At 49.6% G+C, this 22,401-nt stretch carries 22 protein-coding genes, 1 tRNA gene and 1 pseudogene; 15 read left to right on the forward strand and 9 right to left on the reverse strand.

Going from position 1 to position 22,401, the window contains the following annotated elements; genetic code table 11:
- Positions 1-135: 135 nt before the first annotated feature.
- The 4 genes from R5268_RS15940 to trmB form a co-directional block, all read right to left on the reverse strand.
- A complete protein-coding gene (locus R5268_RS15940) occupies positions 136-864 on the reverse strand; it encodes a DUF2884 family protein (RefSeq protein WP_107679644.1) in 729 nt (242 codons plus the stop codon).
- A gap of 44 nt (positions 865-908) precedes the next feature.
- Entirely contained in the window at positions 909-1,835 is a 927-nt protein-coding gene (gene glsB, locus R5268_RS15945) for a glutaminase B (protein WP_046895174.1), read from the reverse strand.
- 118 nt (positions 1,836-1,953) lie between these two features.
- Positions 1,954-2,280, reverse strand: a complete 327-nt coding sequence (locus R5268_RS15950; protein WP_015422519.1) for a YggL family protein — start codon at positions 2,278-2,280, stop codon at positions 1,954-1,956.
- Entirely contained in the window at positions 2,280-2,999 is a 720-nt protein-coding gene (gene trmB / locus R5268_RS15955) for a tRNA (guanosine(46)-N7)-methyltransferase TrmB (protein WP_218455138.1), read from the reverse strand. Before trmB ends, R5268_RS15950 begins: the two co-directional genes overlap by 1 nt.
- A 228-nt stretch (positions 3,000-3,227) precedes the next feature.
- On the opposite strand from trmB, the gene mutY reads away from it, so the two are divergent.
- The 4 genes from mutY (at position 3,228) to R5268_RS15975 (ending at position 5,957) form a co-directional block, all read left to right on the forward strand.
- Positions 3,228-4,265, forward strand: a complete 1,038-nt coding sequence (mutY, locus tag R5268_RS15960; protein ID WP_317419748.1) for an A/G-specific adenine glycosylase — start codon at positions 3,228-3,230, stop codon at positions 4,263-4,265.
- Positions 4,266-4,289: 24 nt separating this feature from the next.
- Positions 4,290-4,562: an oxidative damage protection protein gene (locus tag R5268_RS15965; RefSeq protein WP_046895172.1), complete on the forward strand. Its 273-nt coding sequence runs from the start codon at positions 4,290-4,292 to the stop codon at positions 4,560-4,562.
- A 68-nt stretch (positions 4,563-4,630) separates the two neighbouring features.
- Entirely contained in the window at positions 4,631-5,707 is a 1,077-nt protein-coding gene (gene mltC, locus R5268_RS15970) for a membrane-bound lytic murein transglycosylase MltC (protein WP_052926428.1), read from the forward strand.
- Positions 5,708-5,881: 174 nt separating this feature from the next.
- Positions 5,882-5,957: transfer RNA gene (locus R5268_RS15975), tRNA-Phe, on the forward strand.
- Positions 5,958-6,112: 155 nt separating this feature from the next.
- Here the strand turns inward: R5268_RS15975 and R5268_RS15980 are convergent.
- The 4 genes and pseudogenes from R5268_RS15980 to R5268_RS15995 form a co-directional block, all read right to left on the reverse strand.
- Positions 6,113-6,319 (reverse strand): annotated as a pseudogene (locus tag R5268_RS15980) (IS3 family transposase); the annotation flags it as partial.
- 56 nt (positions 6,320-6,375) lie between these two features.
- Positions 6,376-6,708 (reverse strand): DMT family transporter, encoded by a 333-nt coding sequence (locus R5268_RS15985; protein ID WP_072125160.1) that lies wholly within the window; start codon positions 6,706-6,708, stop codon positions 6,376-6,378.
- Between the two features lie 85 nt (positions 6,709-6,793).
- Positions 6,794-8,095 carry an HdeD family acid-resistance protein gene (locus R5268_RS15990; RefSeq protein WP_214095807.1) on the reverse strand — a complete coding sequence of 434 codons (1,302 nt, stop codon included), beginning with the start codon at positions 8,093-8,095 and terminating at the stop codon, positions 6,794-6,796.
- A gap of 27 nt (positions 8,096-8,122) precedes the next feature.
- Positions 8,123-9,397: an MASE1 domain-containing protein gene (locus R5268_RS15995; protein WP_317419749.1), complete on the reverse strand. Its 1,275-nt coding sequence runs from the start codon at positions 9,395-9,397 to the stop codon at positions 8,123-8,125.
- Positions 9,398-10,043: 646 nt separating this feature from the next.
- On the opposite strand from R5268_RS15995, the gene R5268_RS16000 reads away from it, so the two are divergent.
- The 10 genes from R5268_RS16000 (at position 10,044) to R5268_RS16045 (ending at position 20,627) form a co-directional block, all read left to right on the forward strand.
- Positions 10,044-10,448: a DUF4878 domain-containing protein gene (locus tag R5268_RS16000; RefSeq protein ID WP_046895168.1), complete on the forward strand. Its 405-nt coding sequence runs from the start codon at positions 10,044-10,046 to the stop codon at positions 10,446-10,448.
- Positions 10,448-11,011: a YiiX/YebB-like N1pC/P60 family cysteine hydrolase gene (locus R5268_RS16005; protein ID WP_317419750.1), complete on the forward strand. Its 564-nt coding sequence runs from the start codon at positions 10,448-10,450 to the stop codon at positions 11,009-11,011. Before R5268_RS16000 ends, R5268_RS16005 begins: the two co-directional genes overlap by 1 nt.
- Before the next feature lie 43 nt (positions 11,012-11,054).
- The gene (rnz, locus tag R5268_RS16010) at positions 11,055-11,972 is read left to right on the forward strand and encodes a ribonuclease Z (protein WP_052926424.1); all 918 of its coding nucleotides are present in this window, start codon (positions 11,055-11,057) and stop codon (positions 11,970-11,972) included.
- Between the two features lie 91 nt (positions 11,973-12,063).
- Positions 12,064-12,987, forward strand: a complete 924-nt coding sequence (locus R5268_RS16015) for a LysR family transcriptional regulator (RefSeq protein WP_046895165.1) — start codon at positions 12,064-12,066, stop codon at positions 12,985-12,987.
- A 324-nt stretch (positions 12,988-13,311) separates the two neighbouring features.
- Complete coding sequence (locus R5268_RS16020) at positions 13,312-14,892, forward strand: L-lactate permease (protein ID WP_218455134.1); 1,581 nt, start codon at positions 13,312-13,314, stop codon at positions 14,890-14,892.
- Positions 14,893-14,938: 46 nt separating this feature from the next.
- Positions 14,939-16,081 carry an FMN-dependent L-lactate dehydrogenase LldD gene (gene lldD, locus R5268_RS16025; RefSeq protein WP_004238839.1) on the forward strand — a complete coding sequence of 381 codons (1,143 nt, stop codon included), beginning with the start codon at positions 14,939-14,941 and terminating at the stop codon, positions 16,079-16,081.
- 355 nt (positions 16,082-16,436) lie between these two features.
- Positions 16,437-18,011 carry a PTS sugar transporter gene (locus R5268_RS16030; RefSeq protein WP_218455132.1) on the forward strand — a complete coding sequence of 525 codons (1,575 nt, stop codon included), beginning with the start codon at positions 16,437-16,439 and terminating at the stop codon, positions 18,009-18,011.
- A 121-nt stretch (positions 18,012-18,132) separates the two neighbouring features.
- Entirely contained in the window at positions 18,133-18,975 is an 843-nt protein-coding gene (locus R5268_RS16035; protein WP_046895162.1) for a histidine biosynthesis protein, read from the forward strand.
- A 43-nt stretch (positions 18,976-19,018) separates the two neighbouring features.
- Positions 19,019-19,828, forward strand: a complete 810-nt coding sequence (locus R5268_RS16040) for a Cof-type HAD-IIB family hydrolase (protein WP_317419751.1) — start codon at positions 19,019-19,021, stop codon at positions 19,826-19,828.
- 43 nt (positions 19,829-19,871) lie between these two features.
- Entirely contained in the window at positions 19,872-20,627 is a 756-nt protein-coding gene (locus R5268_RS16045) for a DeoR/GlpR family DNA-binding transcription regulator (protein ID WP_317419752.1), read from the forward strand.
- Between the two features lie 2 nt (positions 20,628-20,629).
- Here the strand turns inward: R5268_RS16045 and R5268_RS16050 are convergent, their stop codons facing one another.
- Complete coding sequence (locus R5268_RS16050; protein WP_317419753.1) at positions 20,630-21,307, reverse strand: DUF421 domain-containing protein; 678 nt, start codon at positions 21,305-21,307, stop codon at positions 20,630-20,632.
- A gap of 310 nt (positions 21,308-21,617) precedes the next feature.
- Here R5268_RS16050 and R5268_RS16055 point away from each other — a divergent pair, with 310 nt between their 5' ends.
- A complete protein-coding gene (locus tag R5268_RS16055; RefSeq protein WP_317419754.1) occupies positions 21,618-22,127 on the forward strand; it encodes a hypothetical protein in 510 nt (169 codons plus the stop codon).
- The last annotated feature ends 274 nt before the right edge of the window (positions 22,128-22,401 follow it).

Consider the following 22,401-nt stretch of genomic DNA (forward strand, 5'->3'; position numbering starts at 1 on the left):
ACGTCGCAGTTCATTCTAGGCAGAAGCGGAAACAAGTCAATCAAATAAGAATCATTATCATAACAATTACTATTTATTTGAACCTGATCGGCTAAAAAAACAGTTACCGGCACATAATGTACCGGTAACCTTATATTACTTAAGGGAATTAACCAGCTGAATACGCTGCTGTTCCAGCGTCGTCACTTTACCGCATACCTGTTTGCTGAACTGTTTAAAGTCATCTTCCTGTTCACGCACAGCCTGCTGTAAGGATTTCTGTAATCCGTCCAGCCCGCTCAGTGCCGCACCGGCAGCGCTTTTATCGCCGGTCAGCCCGGCAAGCAATTGTTTACGGCCGATTTCATTAATCGCATCCTGGAGCATACCACCGAGACGCTGCTGAATTTGCGCACGTCCGTCCTGCTCCACCTGTTTAATCGCCTGATGATGGAATGCGTAACCATCCGGGCGGGTTTCAATAATCCGATCGACCTGTTTATTCAGATCTGCTTCCAGGGTTGTCAGATGGCCGCGCAGTTTGCTGTCCTGCCCCATTTCTTTGATCAGCACCTTGTCCACCGCCTGACGGGATTTACCGATCCGGTTCACCGCCTGCTGTTTAATCCACGGCACATCCTGACGCACACCCGACTGATAGCGTTTTGCATCCGCACTTTGTGCGGCGCTGAGTGTCAGGGATTTACCGTCGCGGGTGATCTGCCCGTCAGGAGTGATTTTCATTTCCCCGCTTTTCCCGATCACCTGCACATAGGCCGGTGTGATAACCAAATCATCCTGCGGGGTAACACTGCACTGATAACCTTCCGCCGATGCCAGCGATGCGGCACCCAGACTCAGAACGGCAATCCATTTACGTAACATAAACACTCCTGATTCTCAGACAGAGGGCGCTGAACCCGGCGGATTCAGAAAATAGAACGCCCGATTTTTGCAGATAACATCTCTAAGGCAGCGCAACCGGCCAAAGAGTTCCCTGAATCATCCAGTTCCGGTGACCAGACCACCACAGAGAACTCATTCGGTACCACACACACAATCCCGCCGCCGACCCCGGATTTGCCGGGCATACCTATCCGGTAAGCAAACTCTCCCGAGCCGTCGTACATACCGCAGGTCAGCATCAGGGCGTTTATCTGCCGTGACTGTAACGGCGTGATCACCGGCTCGCGGCCGCCCAGCGGCACACCGCCGTTGGCCAGATACGCAAAACAGGTTGCCAGTTCAGCACAGTTCATTGAGAGTGCGCAATAGTGAAAATAGTTCTCCAGCACAGTCAGTACATTATTCTCAAAATTGCCGAAGGATTTCATCAGAAAAGCGATAGCCGCATTGCGGCTGCCGTGCTCCAGTTCAGAGCGTGCCACCTGCAAATCATAGGTAATATCATGACTGCCGGTCAGTTTACGGACAAACTCCAGCATCCGCTGGCGCGGCGCACTGAGGCGTGACTGCAGCATGTCCGCGATAATAATCGCCCCTGCATTAATAAAGGGATTGCGCGGAATGCCTTTTTCCATCTCCAGTAAAACCAGCGAGTTAAACGGCAGGCCGGACGGCTCTTTTCCGACCCGCGACCAAATCTCGGATTCTTTATAACGCGTCATCGCGAGTGTCAGACTAAGCACTTTGGAAATGGACTGCACTGAAAAACGCTGATACGCATCGCCGGCGGAAAAAATTTCCCCGTCCACGGTACAGACCGCTATTCCCAGCCGGTCCGGAGAGACTTCTGCCAGCGCCGGAATGTAATCCGCCACTTTACCGGAGCCAATCAGCGGCCGGACACGGTGTAAGATATCGTCCAGCAGTTCATTACTAAAGTGTGTGGTCAACGTTGTTACTCCAAAACGTTACTCCAAAACACGACGCCCGGAACCCCGGATGCCGGAGAGAGATAAGGGCACCTGAACGGGTGCCCTTATTAATAATTAGCGTGGTAAATAATTAATCTCAGTCCCACCAGATGTCGAACAGTTCAGACATCTGAATGTTCTGCATTCCTTTGGCTTTCAGCCAGTCACCCACCAGCTTGCGGTGCTCATCGGTACATTCACCGATTTTCTGTAAGCAGACCATCGCTTCCCAGCTCAGGTAACCGCTGGCATCGAGCGCCAGGCCGTTCGGCTCGATCACTTCCTCAACCAGCTGATCAACCGTGCGGTCAATAGTGTCCACATCAGTGCCTTCCGGGAAATCCCATTTGAAGGAAAAACCGAGTTCGCGGAACTCATCAATACGCATTTTTTTCCGTAAACGACGACTACGTTGTGTTGCCATTATTCCATCCTCTCAAACATCAGATCCCAGACGCCATGGCCTAAGCGATGGCCGCGTTTTTCAAACTTCGTGACCGGCCGGGTATCCGGACGCGGTACATAATTCTGTGTGGCTGACAGATTACGGTAACCCGGTGCCTGAGTCATTACCTCAAGCATGTGTTCCGCATACGGCTGCCAGTCTGTCGCCATATGGAAGATACCGCCCTGCGCCAGTTTTGTCCGTAATTTTTCCGCAAACGGCAGCTGAACAATACGCCGTTTATTGTGACGGGCCTTATGCCACGGATCGGGGAAAAACAGCTGCACCATATGCAGGCTGTTATCCGGGATCATTTTATCCAGCACTTCGATGGCATCATGGCACATGACCCGCAGATTCGTCACCCCGGCCTCCTGTGCATCTGCCAGACAGGCACCGACACCCGGGGCATGAACTTCAATTCCCAGATAATTTTTATCCGGATTCTGTTTTGCCATCTCCACCAGGGAGGTGCCCATACCGAAGCCGATTTCCAGTGTGACCGGCGCATCACGCCCGAACAGCGCGGTAAAATCCAGCAGTTCCGGGATAAAATCCACACCCGCTGACGGCCACAGGTCAGTCAGGGCATCTTCCTGACGTTTGGTCAGCCGTCCCTGACGCCGCACAAAACTGCGGACGCGGCGCATGGCTCTGCCGTCTTCATTAAATTCCGGCGAAATTACATTGTTGATCATAAGGTTTGCTGTCAGTATCCCGGCAAAAATAAATCATAATGTGTCCGGCACAACGGGCTGCGCTGCGCTGACACACGCAAAGTGCGGCAAGTTTAGCAAGAGACAACCGACTTCGCACCGGTTAATCATCCCCTTTCGCACAATTTCAGGTAAAAGTTGGTTTACAGTCGCAAAACAGTGTGCTGGAATTCCCGTCAATTAAAACTATTCAATTATTATTTTATTCTCATGGAAGCACAGCAATTTTCGCAATCCGTTCTGACGTGGTATCACCGTTACGGCAGAAAAAACCTGCCCTGGCAGCAGGAGAAGACCCCTTACCATGTCTGGCTCTCTGAAGTGATGTTGCAGCAGACTCAGGTGGCAACGGTTATTCCTTATTTTAACCGTTTTACTGAACGGTTTCCGGCCGTGACCGATCTGGCCGCCGCGCCGCTGGATGAAGTCCTGCATTTATGGACCGGACTCGGTTATTACGCCCGCGCCCGCAATCTGCACAAAGCAGCGCAGACAATTGCCACTGAATTCAGCGGACAGTTTCCTGTCACGTTTGAGGATGTGGTTGCCCTGCCCGGTGTCGGACGTTCAACCGCAGGCGCAATTCTGTCACTTTCTCAGAATCAGCATTTCCCGATTCTGGACGGTAATGTCAAACGGGTGCTGGCACGCTGTTACGCAATCAGCGGCTGGCCGGGTAAAAAAGAGGTGGAAAACCGCCTCTGGAAAATTGCGGAAGAAGTCACCCCCGCAGACGGTGTACAGTATTTTAATCAGGCGATGATGGATCTGGGGGCGATGGTCTGCACGCGCAGCAAACCCAAGTGTGATTTGTGTCCGCTGCAATCCGGCTGTATTGCGTATGCAGAACACAATCCGTCAGCCTATCCCGGCAAAAAACCGAAACAATCCATTCCGGAAAAAACAGCTTACTTTCTTATCATTCAGCATGATAATGAAATCTGGCTGGAAAAACGGCCGGCGAAAGGGATCTGGGGCGGATTGTACAGTTTTCCGCAGTTTGAAACGGAAGATGCGATGCACAACTGGCTGGCACAGCGCCGTATCAGTCACTCCCCTTTACAGCAGCTGATTGCCTTCCGTCATACATTCAGCCATTTTCATCTGGATATTGTGCCCGTGGCCGCAAACGTCACTGATCGCACAGCAGTCCATGACGACAGCGACGGGATTTGGTATAACAGCCAAAATCCGCCGGCGATCGGCCTGGCCGCCCCGGTGGAAACCTTGCTTAAGCAAATCGGGTAAAGCCCCTATTTTTGAGGATGTTACATGAGCAGAACAATTTTTTGCACCTTTCTTCAGCGTGATGCCGACGGCCAGGATTTCCAGCTTTATCCGGGTGAATTAGGCAAACGTATTTTTAATGAAATTTCCAAAGAAGCCTGGCAGCAGTGGATGTCCAAGCAGACCATGCTGATTAACGAGAAAAAACTCAGCACCATGAACCCGGATGATCGCAAACTGCTCGAACAGGAGATGATTAAATTCCTGTTTGAAGGCCACGATATCCATATTGAAGGCTATACTCCGCCTGAAAAATAATCCTGTCATCAGAGCCTTTTTCCGGCTCTGATGTTGTATCTGCCTCCGGCCGCATCGTATTTATACCCATGAAAAAACTTGCTGCACTGATCATTATTGCGCCGCTGCTGGTTTCCTGCAGCGGTTCACAGAAACAGACGGATTACCGTCTTGAATATGTTAAGGATACTAACGGATTTGATATTCTGATGGGCCAGTTTGCCCATAACATTGAAAATATCTGGGGTATGAAAGAGGTTCTGATCGCCGGTCCGAAAGATTATGTCAAATACACCGATCACTACTACACCCGCTCCCATATCAACTTTGACGCCGGTACCGTTACGATTGAAACTCTGGCGGGTGTTGAACCGGAAGCTCATCTGCGCCAGGCGATTATCAATACCCTGCTGATGGGGGAAGATCCGGGGTCGGTTGACCTCTATTCGGATGCCAACGATGTCACCATCAGTAAAGAGCCGTTCCTGTTCGGTCAGGTACTGGATAATACCGGGCAGCCGATCCGCTGGGAATGGCGCGCCACCAAATTTGCGGATTACCTCGTCACCAACCGCCTGCAGCGCCGCCAGTCCGGCTCACAGATGATTACCTATATCACACTAAAACTGGTGCCGAACCACCTGGATCAGCGCGCTCATAAATACCTGCCGCTTATCCGTCAGGCATCGGCCAAATACGGCGTGGAAGAGTCTCTGATCCTCGCGATTATGCAGACAGAATCCAGCTTTAACCCGTATGCGGTCAGCCGCTCAGATGCACTGGGGCTGATGCAGATTATGCCGAACACGGCCGGGCGGGATGTATTTAAGTCACAGGGCCGTTCCGGTGTGCCAAGCCGCAGCTATCTGTTTGACCCGGCAAGTAATATCGATACCGGAACCGCATACCTGGCGATTCTGCAGAATACGTATCTCGGTGAGATCAGCAACCCGACCTCACGACGCTATGCGGTTATTACGGCCTATAACGGTGGTGCGGGCAGCGTGCTGCGTGTCTTCCACAGTGATAAGAAACAGGCCGCCCGCATTATCAGCGGTATGGAACCGGGTAAGGTATATGAGACCCTGACGACGAAACACCCGTCCGGTGAATCCCGTAACTACCTGCGTAAAGTCAACGACCTGCAAAAAGGCTACCGCCGTTAAGTTTTCCGGCGGACAGTATCTGCAATTGTCCGCCGGTAATTTTACGTGTTATGACGTAAAAACGGATATCACTGATTAAAATTTCAGTAAATTGCAGAAAAAACCGGCACTTGATTAAATTTGAGGGAAATAATATTGACGCCCTGAACGGAATCGGGTTTAATACGCCTCGTTGCCCGGATAGCTCAGTCGGTAGAGCAGGGGATTGAAAATCCCCGTGTCCTTGGTTCGATTCCGAGTCCGGGCACCACTAATTAAAGAAACCAGCCTTCGGGCTGGTTTTTTGCTTTCCGGGGTTCCGGCAGAAGATATCTGATCATTCTGACCACAGATGTTGCTGCTTTACCTCCTGATTCCCCCCTGACATCTGCCTTTAGCGACACCCTGCTCTTCCGGTCACTGTGCCAACCAGTAAATACGGTGGATACTTTTGTGATTCAGCGGATATCCCTGCCGCCGCAGAACCCGGAAAAGTTTCGGAAAACCCTATCGCGGATACCGCTCTGTCATCGCCTGCAACGCAACAATAACAGGTTCATCACACGTAGTATCCGGACGATAATGGTAAACTATTCTGCTCAGATTCAGACTCCTGCAGGCCTGACGGATACTGAAGAGGTCAATATCGGATAATGACAGACAGCCCTGTAATTCAGGGCTACCAGAACTCAATGAGTAATTGATTTAGAGAATAACTGGATAATAATAATGCCCAGTGCAATACATCCCAGACCAATTAATGCCGGAAAATCAAGTTTTTGTTTATAAATAAAAAATGACAGGGCTGAAACAAGAAATATCCCTGCTCCGGCCCATATCGCATAGGCGATACCAATATTCATACTTTTGACAACTTGCGATAAGCCATAAAAAGAAATAGCGTACCCGATTATTACAATAATGCTGGGTACTAACTTTGTGAATCCATGAGACGCCTTCATCATGGTTGTCGCTGTTGTTTCAGCGATAATAGACACCATTAAGATTGCGTATACTTTCAGCATAAAAACCTCTTTAACTTATCCGGCAAATATCTCAGAAAATGACTCTTTCGCTCGTTTCTTTGGATTTTAATTACTATTAAACTCAACGCCTTAGCAAGCGTTTATACCAGGGAACCGGAACCGGATGTACAATAGCACGTAAAGCACGTGCATAATCCATAATTAATCCGGGGGTCCATGCCATCATCAGAGCACGCCGGCGAATTTGAGCAGCAATCCACAACTCCGGCATACAAAGTACATTTAAAACGCCCATAAAATAACTTCTTTTTTGCATGGACAAAACGCCATCTAATGCGGCTTCCAGCGCATATGCAACACTACTGGAACAGTTCTGGTATGTCAGGTTATAAACAGGATGCCGGCGATATTTTTCCCAAAAATTCAGCAAAGAAGCATGATTATAAATATTAAAAACAATCTGTCTGTCAGATTCACACCACTCGGATGCTTCAGTTTGATAATCGGGTAAAAACCTTCCGGGAACATTATTATCAGCAGTTGCTTTTAATAACCTGAAAAACTCTGACGGAGAACGATCAATATCTTCTTCCGGGTATAAACTGATATAGAGATGCGGACGGAGCTCCAGAGATGCATGTCCTGTAGAGATAACCCCTTCGGAATCAACCGCCGCAATATAACGGTTAATAATCGGACGTGGCACAGGACGCTGGTTTGCTGAGCCTTCGGGTGTCCAGATATGAACAGTTAAAACAGCACCTTGCTCTGCTGTTGCATTTAAAGACGGTAATTGTGCCGTATCCGTTATTGGCAGAGCTATCCCTTTCTTCTTAAATGATACCGGTGAAGGCCTCATCAATTCAAATACAGATGTTCCCCGCTGAATATGACGAGCCCGGAATGCTATCTTCAGGCATCCGAAACCACTCCCTGTCATTAAAAATCCGATAAAAAAGGAAATGGTCGCCTGGTGATGGGTAAACAGAAAAAAGGCAAACAGAATTTCTGTTCCCCCCCACAACAGGATTAATTTCCATCCCGGAAAACGAATAATCCAGGCTGATGCAACAACAAATAACCCGGTAACAAAAAAAATAAAACCAAACATTGCCGATAGTAATACATTACTATATGTCTGATTAATTAAGATAACCAATGCACAGAATAAAAACAGACCGCCTTTAAAGAAAAGTATCGTTTTTTGTGTCCCTATACTACCTGAAGCGACACATAATGTAATCAGACTTTCAAGTAATAATAAAAAGCCAAACAAATGTATCGGAAAAAAAAGAATACCATCAAGACCATCAATAAAAATAAATATACCCATCAAACCCCAGAGGAGGCCCAGCCCCCAGAGGTAATGAGCTTTCCCTCTGATAAATTCGGCACCGAAGAGTAATAATGTAATCTGTAGCATTACCTGTCCTTTATTACCATATCAATATCAGGAAATTTCACCTAAAACAAACCAGTTCCCGACAATCATTACCGGATCATTATTACTGAAAATAACACTCCCGCGATCTTCTATATTCCACCAACGGCCTTCCTTATCTTTCAGACCAAAGGTTATCCCCGGAAGCGTGGTATTTGCCTGCTTTTGTTCCCAATGGCGGGCGAGCTTTTCACGATCGTCAGGATGAACAGATGCCATAATCTGCTTTATACCAGAAAGAGCTGTTAAATCAGCTTGTTGAAATAAACTATCTGTATTCCCCCATTCAATAACACCATTATCCAGATTAAGTTGATATACCAGATGCTGCGGTTTATAAACCCCTTGAGTGTTATCAATTCGATGAGTACTTCGGGTCACAACCCGTAAAAAAACCATTAATAACGATATTAATGTCAAATATCCCTGTATCAGCCACAGTGATTCATGACGAAACAAACCATGCAGATAAAAAGGTCCCTGCTTGCTGCGGGTGTAATAGATTGTAATCGTCGCAAGTATTAACAACGCTATTGATCCCCCCCGGTTTCCCCACAGCACAGACAGCATAACAGCAAGTAAAACCGGGATGCAGAGTAACGATAATTTGGCAATATTGCGTTGCTGATGGAAATAGGAATGGTATATCTGTATCGCAGTATCATTGAATATCAATATAGTGCTGGTAATAAGAAGAAACAAAATAGCACTACCCCAAATTATATTAACTTTAAGGGAGGGAGCCATCCATTTGAAACGGGTGTTAATTAACCCCATAATTACCGTTGTTGCAAAGATATTACCGGTAATATCAGCAATAAATCCATCCCAGAATATATCTTTAAGTGATGTATTATCAAACCAATACATATGAACAGAAAATAAAACTGCATCAGCAAAGCTGACAATTATTGTTGCTGATAGCCATAACAATATTATTTGCAGGTCATCTCCCTTCCGGGCATACCTGCGGACAATCCAGGCAATAACAATACAAGAAAGTACAGCCAGAACAGCGTATATAAGTGAAAGGGTAAATTCCTCACTATCAAAGCCATTCAGTACCATGTTTAACACAATGAAGCCAATTAGCAGCAGCAGCCATTGACGTTTGTGCATACATAAAAAAGCAGTTGTTGCGACTCCGGCAGGAAACCAGACAACAGATATATCAGAATTTTCAGGTGTAAGTATTTCAGAGATTTCACCTGTCACGTAATAAAGTAATAACCATCCTATTATTACGACTAATGTGGTTTTGTTTGATAACAAGGATGTTTTCATAGTTTATTTTAGATTGTGCATCATAATGATATGTCTGACCTTATCTTTACATAAGAAGATCAGTATTATTTTCCTGTCCGGAAAATATCAAAATTGTACCTTTAAGTATAGTCATGATACTGAATTTATCTCATTTTCAGTTTTCCGCAGCGGAACATCCCCCCGGTTTCGATATCCCCCGGCCTTTATCATCAGCAGTCTGATCTTGCTATTCAGCACCTCTGCATTACCATTCGGGACCCGGGTTACCAGAAAACACTCTCCTTATTGATAACCCTAAAAGCAGGGGATACAGATTTATTAAATCCCTCTCATGGTTATAATATTCCCATTAAACAACGCGTTTATTTCAGAGAAATACACAACCAAACAGTCTCTGATTTTATATTAAAGATACACAGCAAATCACATTAACATATCTAATGTTACCAACACTCAGTCACGCATTAAATGATGATCTTTCCTGCTCAATTCATTGAATTGTTTCACTAAAAATCAACAAAAACAATATTATGGAAATGCCATTTTTCCCTGAATCCGGTGTCATCGTTATATACAGGATTGCCAAGCCGCCGGATGTCCGTATACTTCCGGTATTCTCATCATAAAATAATAAAAACCACTGTTATCTCTTAAAGGAAAAACTATGTTTAAAAAAATCGCCCTCTCCCTGATGCTGCTGGCCGGCAGTATGATGCTGACAGCCTGCGGCAGTGATTCCCCGGAAGATGTTGTTAAACAGTTCTACAGTGCCGTCGAGAAAAAAGATGCGGATAAAGCCTATGATCTGCTCGCTATCCCGGAAAAAGATAAACAAAAAAATGAGATGGAAATAAAAGGGAAAGTGCAGATGATTGTCGGCGATATGGCGCGCCGTATTGAAGGTAACGGCGGCGTGGAAAGCACCGAAGTGAAATCTGTGGATATTGATGAAAGCAAAAAACGCGCAACCGTAATCCTGACTGTGAATTTCAAAGACGGTAAACAGAAAGATGAGCGTTTCCTGCTGACACAGGAAGAAGGCGGCGACTGGAAAATTATCCTGCGCTGATGAAAGCCACACTCCGCGCCGGGCTGCTGTTTCCGGCGCTGCTGATGGCCGTACTGCCGTTATCTGCGGCAGTACCCCCGCCCGGCATTCAGAGCGGTGACCTGATTTTCCGTGACGGCGGCGAAGCCATCAGTGAGATTGTCAGAAGTATTGACAGCAGTGGTTTCAGCCATGTCGGTGTTGTTGATATCACACCGGAAGGCACCTATGTGATCCATGCCACGCCACAGGAGCACCCCGGTGGTATCAGCGGTGTAAATCGTGACCCGCTTGATTTCTTTATTCAGCATGCCAAAGACGGACAGGTGACCTGGTATGCCGTACAGGCAGACAGTGAAAACCACCGGCGCGCCCGTGATTATGCTCTTGCGCGGCTTGGTACTCCTTTCAGCATCAATCCGCAGGACGGTTTGTACTGTACGCAACTGGCGGCAGACGCCTGGCAGGCAACCGGAATCACTATCATCACCGGAAAAACCCGTCTGAGTTTACCGCTGGCGGAAGAACCGTTAATCTTACCTGAAAATATGACCCGCTCGCCGCAACTTCGCCGTATTCCGTAATACCGGCCTCTGTCCGGCAGCAACTGCTAATACAGGGAACAACATGGAGTTAATTTTTCTGGGCACCGGTGCCGGTGTTCCGTCGAATGACCGTAACGTCAGCAGCCTGGTACTGGATCTCAAATCATTACAGCGCGGTCTGTGGATGTTTGACTGCGGCGAAGGCACTCAGCATCAGATTCTGAAAAGTCCGGTCAAAATTCCGAAACTGGAAAAAATCTTTATCACCCATCTGCACGGTGACCATATTTTCGGCCTGCCCGGTCTGTTATGCAGCCGTTCTATGGGCGGATGTGAGGAACCACTTACTCTCTTTGGCCCGCAAGGGCTGGCGCAGTTTGTTGAAACCGCCCTGACACTCAGCGGCTCATATCTGACCTTTCCGCTGGAGATCATTGAGATAGATGAAGAAGGCGTGATTTATGATGACGGGCAACTGAAAGTCAGCGCTTACTCACTTGAGCACCCGGTAGTCAGCTACGGCTATCGTATTGAAGAATATGATAAACCCGGCGCGCTGGATGCACAGCGTCTGAAAGCCGAAGGCGTCCCCGGCGGTCCCTGGATGCAGACACTGAAACAGGGCGGCGAAGTGACACTGGACGATGGCCGGGTGATCTGCGGGGCAGATTACCTCGGTAAACCGCAGCGCGGACGTCATCTGGTGATTTTCGGGGATACCGCACCGTGCGAAAATGCGCTGAAACTGGCACAAGGTGCTGATGTAATTGTGCTGGAAGCCACGCTTGACGGCACCATGTCTGAGAAAGCCAACAGCCGCGGGCACTCTTCCACCGTGCAGACTGCGACGCTGGCACGGGATGCGGGGGTCGGCACGCTGATCGCCACCCATTTCAGCGGACGCTACAATCAGGAAGATTGTGAGCGTTTACTTCGCGGGTGTCAGGCGATTTTCCCGGCCACCGTGTTTGCCTTTGACCATATGGTGTACCCGCTTTAACGCTTGTGTCTCCGGCGTGATTATCACTGTTACACAGATTTTGATATAGTGGATGCTGTTCATTATTTCATTCACTGCCGGAGGTTTTACTATGCTGCCCGCCCACGAGTACGCCAATGATCTGATTTTATTTGCGCTGATTGTGGATTGCGGCTCCTTCAGTAAAGCAGCAGAAATGGCCGGTGTCACCGGCTCCGTGCTCAGTAAACGGATCGGGCGGCTGGAAAAAGCGCTCGGTGCCCGCCTCCTGTACCGTACCACCCGCAGCCTCTCTGTCACAGAAAACGGTCGTGTGCTGTATCAGCACGCAAAATCCCTCACCGGCCAGGTGCACAGCGCATTACAGGCGGTCAGTGCCAACAGTGATGAGCTGACCGGGCTTATCCGTATGTCAGTACCCACTATCTCCGGAGAGCTTGTTCTCAGTGACAGTGTGGCGGAGTTCTGTGAAAAATACCCGAATGTGAAAGTGGAAATGCACCTGGAAAACCGGTTTGTTGACCTGGTCAACGAGGGGATCGATCTGGCCATCCGTACCGGTATGATGGGGGACTCCAGCCTGATAGCCCGTCCGCTGATTGATTCTCACTGGGTGATCCTCGCCTCCCCGCGTTATCTGGAAAAACACCCCGCCCCGCAGAACCCGGAGGATTTACTGACACACAACTGCCTGACTTACACCTATCAGCAGAGCGGCACTTCAAACTGGCTGATGCGCCGTCCGGATACCGGTGAAATCTATGAATTACAGGTGAGCGGCAATATCGCCTTCAATAACGCCCGCGCCATCCGCAAAGCACTGCTCAGCGGCCACGGTATCGCCATGGTGCCGCGCTGTATGGTGCATGAAGATCTGGAGGCCGGATTGCTGACTGAAGTCCTGCCGGGCTACAGCGGCAAAAAACTCGGCGTATATGCCGTATATCCTTATACCCGTCATCTGCCGGTGAAAATCCGTCTGCTGATCGACCATATTCAGCAATCATATCAGGCAATCCGCCCTTATTTCGGCTGATATATTCAGAATTGTTATCTGTTTATGGCTCCGGATTAGTCGATTTTTGGAATTTCTCTATTGACCGTTGTGGCCTAATTAATGTGACCCTGTCCTTTTATCATACAAATTAACTAATTAATTTGCTGATAAATAAAGTCTTTTTATTTCTTTTTTTCACCTGATTTTCCGCATTTTTCTCATTTCCTGCCCGTTTTCAATTGTTAAAAAAATGCAGCATAGATAATTCCTTTTGGTTGTGATTAAAATAATTCCGTAATGAAAATTTAACGAATCCTGCATGTAACAAGAATTCCTACAACAATAATAATGTCAGAGGGCTTTATGGCTATTTTTTTCAGTCTTGCACCTATCGTGATGTTAATCTGGATGATGACAAAGCGCCGCAGTATCCCTTCCTGGATCGCATTACCTTTCACGGCCGCAGTGGTGTTCTGTATCCAGCTGCTCTGGTTTAAAACGGATATCACACTGCTGAGTGCCAATATTGTCACCGCCTTTATTTCTGTGCTGACACCGATCACCATCATTGCCGGGGCGATTATGCTCAATAAGCTGATGCAGGTGAGCGGCGCGGAAAATGTGGTGCGCAGCTGGCTGGAGAATATCAGCCCTAATCCGGTGGCACAGCTGATGATTATCGGCTGGGCATTCGCCTTTACCATTGAGGGCGCAAGCGGGTTCGGTACCCCGGCCGCTATCGCCGCACCGATTCTGGTCGGTCTGGGCTTCCCGGCAATGCGTGTCGCTCTGCTGACGCTGGTGATGAACTCCGTACCGGTTTCTTTCGGCGCTGTCGGTACCCCGACCTGGTTTGGTTTTGCCAACCTCGGGCTGAGTGAGGAGAGTGTTTATCAGATAAGCCACTACTCCGCACTGATCCACTTTGTGGCAGCATTTGTGATCCCGCTGCTGGCGCTGCGCTTTATCGTCAGCTGGCAGGATATCCGCCGTAATATCGTGTTTATTCTGATCAGCGTTCTCGCCTGTACCGTGCCGTATCTGCTGCTGGCACAGGTCAACTATGAGTTCCCTGCGCTGCTCGGCGGGGCAATCGGTCTGGGTATCTCCGTGGTCACTGCTCGTGCCGGTATCGGCCTGACCCGCACCGAACAAAAAACAGAGAAAAAAGTGATCCCGTTCGGGCAGGTAATCAAAGCGATGACCCCGACCCTGCTGCTGATCGGTATTCTGATTGTCACCCGAATCCACCAGCTCGGCCTGAAAGGGCTGCTCAACAGCACTAACGTGATTTGGGAAGGCACACTGGGTTTCCTCGGACACATTACGCTGAGTGATGCCCTGATTGTCCGCCTGAGCAACGTGTTCGGCACTCCGGCGGCGGCAGATTATAAAACGCTGTATGTCCCGGCGCTGATCCCGTTCTTCCTGGTCGTGCTTATCGGTATTTTCCTGTTCGGCCTGAAACGGACACAGGTAAAAACCATGTTTGTGCAGACCGCACAGCAGACTAACAAACCATTTATTGCCCTGTTTGGCGCGCTGATTATGGTCAATCTGATGATGCAGGGCGGCGAAAATGCGCCGGTTTACATTATCGGCCGCTCTCTGGCGGGGGCCACCGGCGAGAGCTGGATCTACTTCGCCTCTTACCTCGGCGCACTCGGCTCGTTCTTCTCCGGCTCCAATACCGTATCCAACCTGACGTTCGGCGGTATCCAGCAGTCGATTGCGCAAACCACCGGCCTGAATGTCAATTTAACCCTGGCGCTCCAGTCTGTCGGCGGTGCGATGGGGAACATGGTGTGTCTGAATAATATTATCGCTGTCTGCACCATCCTCGGCATTACCAACGCCGAAGGGTCAATTATCAAAAAGACAGTGGTTCCGATGTTTATCTACGGCGTGATTGCCGCCGTGATGGCACTGATACTGACCCTGTAACCGGGCACAGTGCTGAGTTTGTTACATACATATACAGGTATTTAAGATGATTATTTCCGCTTCAACAGACTACCGGGCGGCCGCCGAATCCAGACTGCCACCCTTCCTGTTTCACTATATTGACGGCGGGGCGTATGCCGAGCATACCCTGAAGCGCAATACGGCGGATCTGGCGGATATCGCCCTGCGTCAGCGGGTGCTGCGCGATATGTCTTCTCTCAGTCTGGAAACAGAACTGTTCGGGGAAAAACTGGCGATGCCGGTTGCGCTGGCACCGGTCGGACTGACCGGGATGTACGCCCGGCGCGGTGAAGTTCAGGCGGCAAAAGCAGCGGCGAATAAAGGCGTTCCGTTTACCCTGTCCACGGTATCCGTGTGTCCGATTGAGGAAGTCGCCCCGGCGATTGAGCGCCCGATGTGGTTCCAGCTTTATGTACTGCGCGATCGCGGTTTTATGAAAAATGCCCTTGAGCGCGCCAAAGCCGCCGGGGTCAAAACGCTGGTCTTTACCGTTGATATGCCGGTGCCGGGAGCGCGTTACCGTGATGCTCATTCCGGGATGAGCGGCCCGAATGCTGCCATGCGCCGTGTGTTACAGGCAATGGTTCATCCGCGCTGGGCGCTGGATGTCGGCGTGCTCGGTAAACCGCATGATCTGGGTAATATCTCTGTCTACCGCGGTGCCCCGACCAAACTGGAAGATTATATCGGCTGGCTGGGTGCAAACTTCGATCCGTCCATTTCCTGGAAAGATCTGGAATGGATACGTGAGTTCTGGGAAGGCCCGATGATTATCAAAGGAATTCTGGACCCGGAAGATGCAAAAGACGCGGTACGCTTCGGTGCGGACGGCATTGTGGTGTCAAACCACGGCGGCCGTCAGCTCGACGGCGTGCTCTCTACCGCCCGCGCCCTGCCTGCCATTGCCGATGCGGTAAAATCGGATATCACGATTCTGAGTGATTCAGGTATCCGCAACGGCCTTGATGTGGTACGGATGCTGGCGCTGGGGGCGGATTCCGTCCTGCTGGGCCGTGCCTTTGTTTACGCCCTCGCAGCACAGGGACAGGCAGGGGTCGAAAACCTGCTGGATCTGATTGATAAAGAGATGCGCGTGGCAATGACACTGACCGGCGCAAAAACCATCCGCGATATCACCCGCGATTCGCTGGTGAATCTGCCCGGCTGATCCGCTTTTTTACTTTTCTTCTGAAGCCACTCTCCGGAGTGGCTTTTTTGTTTTGTGTGGTTTCCATGTGTAATCAGTCCAGTTAATTATGATCAAACTCACACAAAACAACACAAAGCAAAATAATTAGCTAATAATTAAATAGCATAAAATAAAATAAAAATCGCAACTTTAAGTCTGTAGTACTAAAAAACTTTCTGATTGACACCATTTCACCTTAATCGAATCCATTCAGCGGTTATTTAATAAACAATGCGTCCTATTTTGATGTGTTGATTTACGTTGTTATACCAAGCAATATCAACAAAAAACAACAATAAGTCGTTACTTACCCTGAACCCCCTGAGGTCCGATTATGAAAAAAATTGTCATACTGGGCAGTAGTGGCGGGAACCTGTACAACCTCGGTGGTGCAGATCCTGAAAAACTTCTGAGCGAGATCTACACGCAATGTCAGTCTGCCGGTGTTTCTGTTGCCGCAGTTCAGTTTATTGCAGCGCAGGCGTCGATGGATGTCGCCAAACCCTCTACCGCCGCCGCGGTGTATACCCTGACCGATTCTGATGCTGTACCGGCAATCACGTTCTCCGGCACACTCGCGGAAGTCAACGATGCAGTGCGCGGCAGTGATGAACAGATTGCCCGGATGATAGAACAGGGCGATATCGACGGCATCATTATTATGAGCGGCGATCCGCACAACGCCAACCGCCTGGCGCTTCAGGCGGCAGCAGAAAAGAAAGTCCCGATCGCCGGGACCGGCGGCACCTCTATGGCCCATATCGCCGCAGCCGGTGCCAATGTGATTGCCACCTCCGGAACCACCGGTACCACCAGCAGAACCCGGGCTATCTCGTTTATCTCCTCGCTGTGCAAACACTGGGGGATTAAATTCCGTCCGGTTCTGGGCAGTGCAGGCAGTGCCGGCGGACCGTCTGATAAGAGCCTGCTTAAGCGGATGAATATCCGCGGCATTATGATCCCCGCCCTGCCCGGCTTTATTGCTATGGCGATTGTGCTGGCGCTGAGTCATATCCCGGGGCTGGAAAGCCTGGATGCCATTTTCCAGCTGCTGCTCAAAGGGTTGCCGGTGATTGTGGCCGTGATTGCGGCCAAACAGGTTTCCGAGCTGGATGAAGTCTCTATTGTTTCCGGGGTCGTCGCCGGGGTGCTCTCTGTCGAGGGCGGGCTGATTGGCGGGATCGCAGGCGGGATCATGGCGGGTATTTTTGTCCGCTATCTGTTTGCACTGTGTATCAGCTGGAAATTCCCGATGACCACCGTCAACATCGTGGCGGGCGGGATTTCCGGTCTGGCCGCCGGTCTTATCATGTTCTACTTCCTCAGCCCGCTGGCACTGCTGGCCGGTAACTACATCAAACTGGCGCTGGAAAGCACCCTCGCGTTCAGCCCGGTACTGGCGGGTCTGCTGGCGGGTCTGGTTATCTGGCCTGCGATCCTCGGCGGTGTGTATCACGCCGTGATCCTGCCGCTGGTGCTGCTTGAGATGGAAAAAACCGGTGTCAGCTTCCTCGGCGCGGTGGATATGGTCGGGCTGGTGATGGTGGCAGCAGGGATTAACCTGGCAAACGTCATTGCCCCGCGTGAACGCAGTGAAGCGGCGGTTGCCGCACCGGGACTGCTGATCAATATGGGATTCGGGACCTTTGTGGAATCGGCATATCCTTTCATGTTTGCCAACAAAATCGTGTTCGGCGGTGCCATTCTTTCCGCCGGGATCGGCGGCATGATGCTCGGTATGTTTAATGTCAAAGGGGTGGCGTATGTACCAGCGTTTGCCTCTCCGTTCTTATCCAGTAATGCACTTTACATGGCGCTGACCATGACCGTGATTCTGGTTTTAACCTGCACCATTACTGTCATCGCCAACCGTTTCAGTGCCGTGACAACTGCGAAAGCAGCAGGCTGATGCAAAGACTACACAGCAAATAGTAAGTGTGAAAAATATCACACGCCAACACCAGGGCTTTATGAAAACGGCACCTCCGGGTGCCGTCACACAAAATATAAAAAAGTAATAAGAGGTTGATATGTTTATAGGTGATATGAATAAAAAACGTGCACAGGCGATGGCGAAAGTCAGAAATGCGATTGCGCTGCACAACGGACAAACGCTGCTCAGCACTGGCATCACCGGTGATGACGCGCGACTGGCGAAAGCTGTGTGTGATGCCGGGGTCAAAATGCTGGAGCCGAACCATCCGGCGCTGGCACTGGCACGCGGGCACAGAGGCGTGAATAACATGCACGCCGCAGAGCAGATCCGTCATGAGATCTCCACCGCACAGATGGCGGAAGCCGTTAACGGTATCCGTAATGTTATCCCGGATGATGTCTTTATTACTGTCGGGATCGCCGGCGGATTCACCGAAACGATCCCCGTCCCGGTGACTGAAGAAGACATTTTACAGATTGCCCGCGCCGGGGCGGACGGCCTGCACACCCATAAATCCACCTTTGAAGATCTGGCGGATATTGTCAATCTTGCACACCGCTTCGGTCTGACCGTGGATGCTTACATTGGTCACCCTGACGATCTGCACACCTTCGGTATTCCGGCAGAAACCCCGGAAGACGTCGCGGAAGTGGCGAAGAAAATGGAAGCCATCGGCGTGGATATGATCGGCCTGATGACAGGGATGAGCTACGAGGGTGTGGCTGCCGGTGAAATTCCTGATCAGATTAAAGCCCGCCTGAAAGCACTGGTGGGAGCGGTCAGTGTCCCGACACTGGCAGAAGGGGGTATTAACGTCGCCAATGCCAAAGCATTTAAAGAAACCGGGGTGAATATTCTGGTGGTCGGCACCGCAATTGATAACGTGGTGTGTCAGGCAGCCGCACAGGTCACTCAATCCTTCATTCATCACGACTGACCGGCATTCCCGGGCGGGGGCTCCGCTCCCGCTGAGGCTTTTTATGACAACACTGGCTATCGATCTCGACGGCACCCTGCTGCACCCGGATAATATGATTTCAGAGGCTAACCGCCGGGCACTGCTGGCGCTGCCGCCGGAAACGGATATTGTGATTTGCTCTGCCCGCCCGCTGCGGGCGATTTTGTCTCTGATGAACAGTGCCGGGCTTCTTCCGGTACTCCGGGCGATCGGAGCCTGCAACGGCGCGGTGATTTATGACTGCCGCACACAATCCGTCCTGAGCCGGACGAGCCTGTCTCCGGCCATGTTATCCCCGCTGCGGAATGTTCTCACCACCGGCTGGCATGCATTCAGTGAAGATGCCCTGCTCTGTCCGCCCGGAGAAATATCAGAATACACAATCCATGAATCTGAGTTATTCGGGCTGCCAATACATACCATGGCCGCTGACGATATTCTCAGCCGGGCAGATATCATCAAAATCACTCTGTGCGGAGAGGCAGAAACACTGCTCTGCCGGGCAGACGCATTACGGCCGCAGTTACCGGCGGACATCAGTGCGTTCTTTACTGATCAGCACTATTTTGAACTGGTTCCGGCGTCGGTCAGCAAAGGAAATATCCTGCATATACTGGCAGCACGCGGTATTCTCCGGCCGGGAACCATTATGGCCATCGGCGATCAGGAAAATGATCTCTCTTTATTTGCCGCAGCAGATATCCGTGTGGCGATGGGCAATGCCGTTCCGGCACTGAAGCAGGCCGCCGGATACATTACCGCTGACTGCCGGGAGGATGGTGTCGCTGCCGCACTTCAGCATTACAGGGCGGCATTCCTCAACGGCGTATAATGCGCTAATATTGTTCATGTTTACGAGTGTGATGAGAACGGTCATGAATCCGATAAAAAGAAAGGAATATATCCTCGATCTGCTGAATCAGAAAGGCGAGGTTAGTGTGCAGGATCTTGCTGATACGCTGAATGTCACCTCTGAGACGATCCGCCGTGATCTCTCCATTCTGGAGAAAGAGGGCGAGATCATCAAAATCCACGGCGGGGCGATGAAGAAAAAGAGTGTCAGCGAAGGCAGCTTTGAGCAGCGGCTGGAACTGAACCGTGAGGAAAAAATGGCGCTCGCACGCTATGCCGCCGGACTGATTTCCGAGCACGATACGCTGTATATCGATTCCTGTTCGACAACACTGTTGTTTTCCGCACAGTTACCGGCCATTGCGTTTACCGTTTTCACCAATTCCGCCCTTATCGCGGATAAAATCACCTCACAAAATCCGCTGGCAAAAGTCTATGTGCTGGGTGGAGAATACAGCCATGAATTCCGCGCCAATCTGGGCGCAAAAACCCTGCATGAGATTGATCATATCTATGCGGACTTCGCCTTTGTCGGCGCGGGCGGTGTACGCGATGAAGGTATTCTGGTCAAAAGTGTTGAGGAAGGAATGATTGCACGGAAAATGCTGGAGAAAAGTAAGCAGAAAATTATTCTGGCCGACTCCAGCAAATTCGGCCAGCAGGGAATTTTAAAAATCGCGGAAATTGCCGTTATCGACAAAATCATCTGTGATAATAAATGGCAGAAAGCACACGAATTCCGCGAAAAATATCCGGAAAAAGTCGTTATCGTGCCGTAATTTTACGGCTGTGACGGTTCACGGTGATGGCCGGTCATCCGCCCGTCTTTCATCACCAGATTGAGGCTGCCGTTATAAAATTCCGCCAGGAAAACGGTCTCAGGATCGTCAATGCCCTGCTGTTTCAGGTGGTCTGCCAGCCACTCCTCATCATAACCGATCTGTTCCAGCTCATGTTTGCGCGGCACGCCGTCTTTCATCACGATGACAGACGGCATTTGTGACTGGTCACAAATCACGGTCAGCTGACCGTCCGGTTCTATCTGCGCATAATATACATCGCGGAATGAATAGATCCCCTGAGAATGCATACGGGAAGTGATATTCAGAATATCGATTTTATTGCGCTTCTCATGAATACTGTCCATGATAAACGCCCCGTTCTTAATAATCGGGATCGGGTTACCGATAGTTACCGCCCGCAGGACATTGATATGCTTACTGACCCAATTGATTATGCTGATAAAACTCACGCCCATCAGCAGAATAATAATATATTGCGTCAGCGGAATCGTATCACTGTAAATAACCCCGCCGATAATGCCGCCCAGTACAAAGTTCCCGATAAAATCAACCGGTGTCATTTGTGATAATTGGGTTTTACCGGAAAGATTCATGTGCGTTAACACAATAACAAAGCCGATGATAAATTTAACGATAACCAGAAGATAATATGTCATGGTATTTCCTTACACTGACAAATGACGCTAACCGACTGAAATAAAACACGTTACCATGTTACGCTTATAAGATTACATTCTGTATTGATATTACCGGATATTTTTATGCAGCGGGATATTATTTTATGACGTTACGGATAAATCATCCTCAGCACTATACAACCGGTGCTTCATTTTCTATGCTGAAAGGGATAATGCTGACAGAAAATTATATCTGTCAGCAGACTGCCTGATTTTATTATATACTCAATGATCACGGACACGATGTTATCCGGTTATTTTACTCAGTATTGCTGAAGAGGAGTTAATCATGAAGAAAGCATTATTAAGTTCACTCATCCTTGCAGGGGTATTCGCGCTGGCCACCGGCTGTGACGATAGCAGCAAAACCGACCCTGCGGCGCAAAAAGCACAGGAAGGCGCTGCGCAGATAAAAGAAGCCGCTGAACAGAAAACAGATGAACTGAAGCAGGATGCCAAAGACGCAGCAGATAAAACAGAGCAGAAAGCCGCAGAACTGAAACAGGACGCCACAGAAGCCGCCGGTGATGCCAAAGAAAAAGCCGGTGCGGTAATGGCTGATGCGAAAGAGAAAGCCGGCGAAATCCGTGATAATGCCGATGCCAAAGCGGATGAACTGAAGAAAGAAGCGGATGCCCTGCTGGCTGACGCCAAAGATAAAAGCGAAGATGCCAAAAAAGCCGCGGAAGAAAAAGCCGCAGAGCTGAAACAAAAAGCGGATGAAGCCAAAGCCGCCGCTGATAAAAAAATTGATGAGCTGAAACAGGATGTCTCAGAAAAAACCGGGGATGCTCAGTAAAGACTGAACACGTAATATCCCGTACCTGTCTGTAAAACAGCCGCCAGCCGGAAACAATCTGTGTTTCCGGCTTTTTTATTGCGTTATTTCAGAGACTTTACAGACTTCCGCAACGAAAATTCACAGATAAAAATACCTCTGTTTTCCGCCGGAAAGCAGGATGACTTGCCGCAGAGTGACATTTTTGGCACTATAATCCTCTTTTTTTCACCATCAGGGGAAATAAAATCTGATATCACCGTTTTTTTCCCGCAGGTTTAGCCTGTATTCATTT

Origin of the sequence: Morganella sp. BCCO 40_0007 (assembly GCF_032989665.1) — a bacterium.
Classification (GTDB): domain Bacteria; phylum Pseudomonadota; class Gammaproteobacteria; order Enterobacterales; family Enterobacteriaceae; genus Morganella; species Morganella sibonii.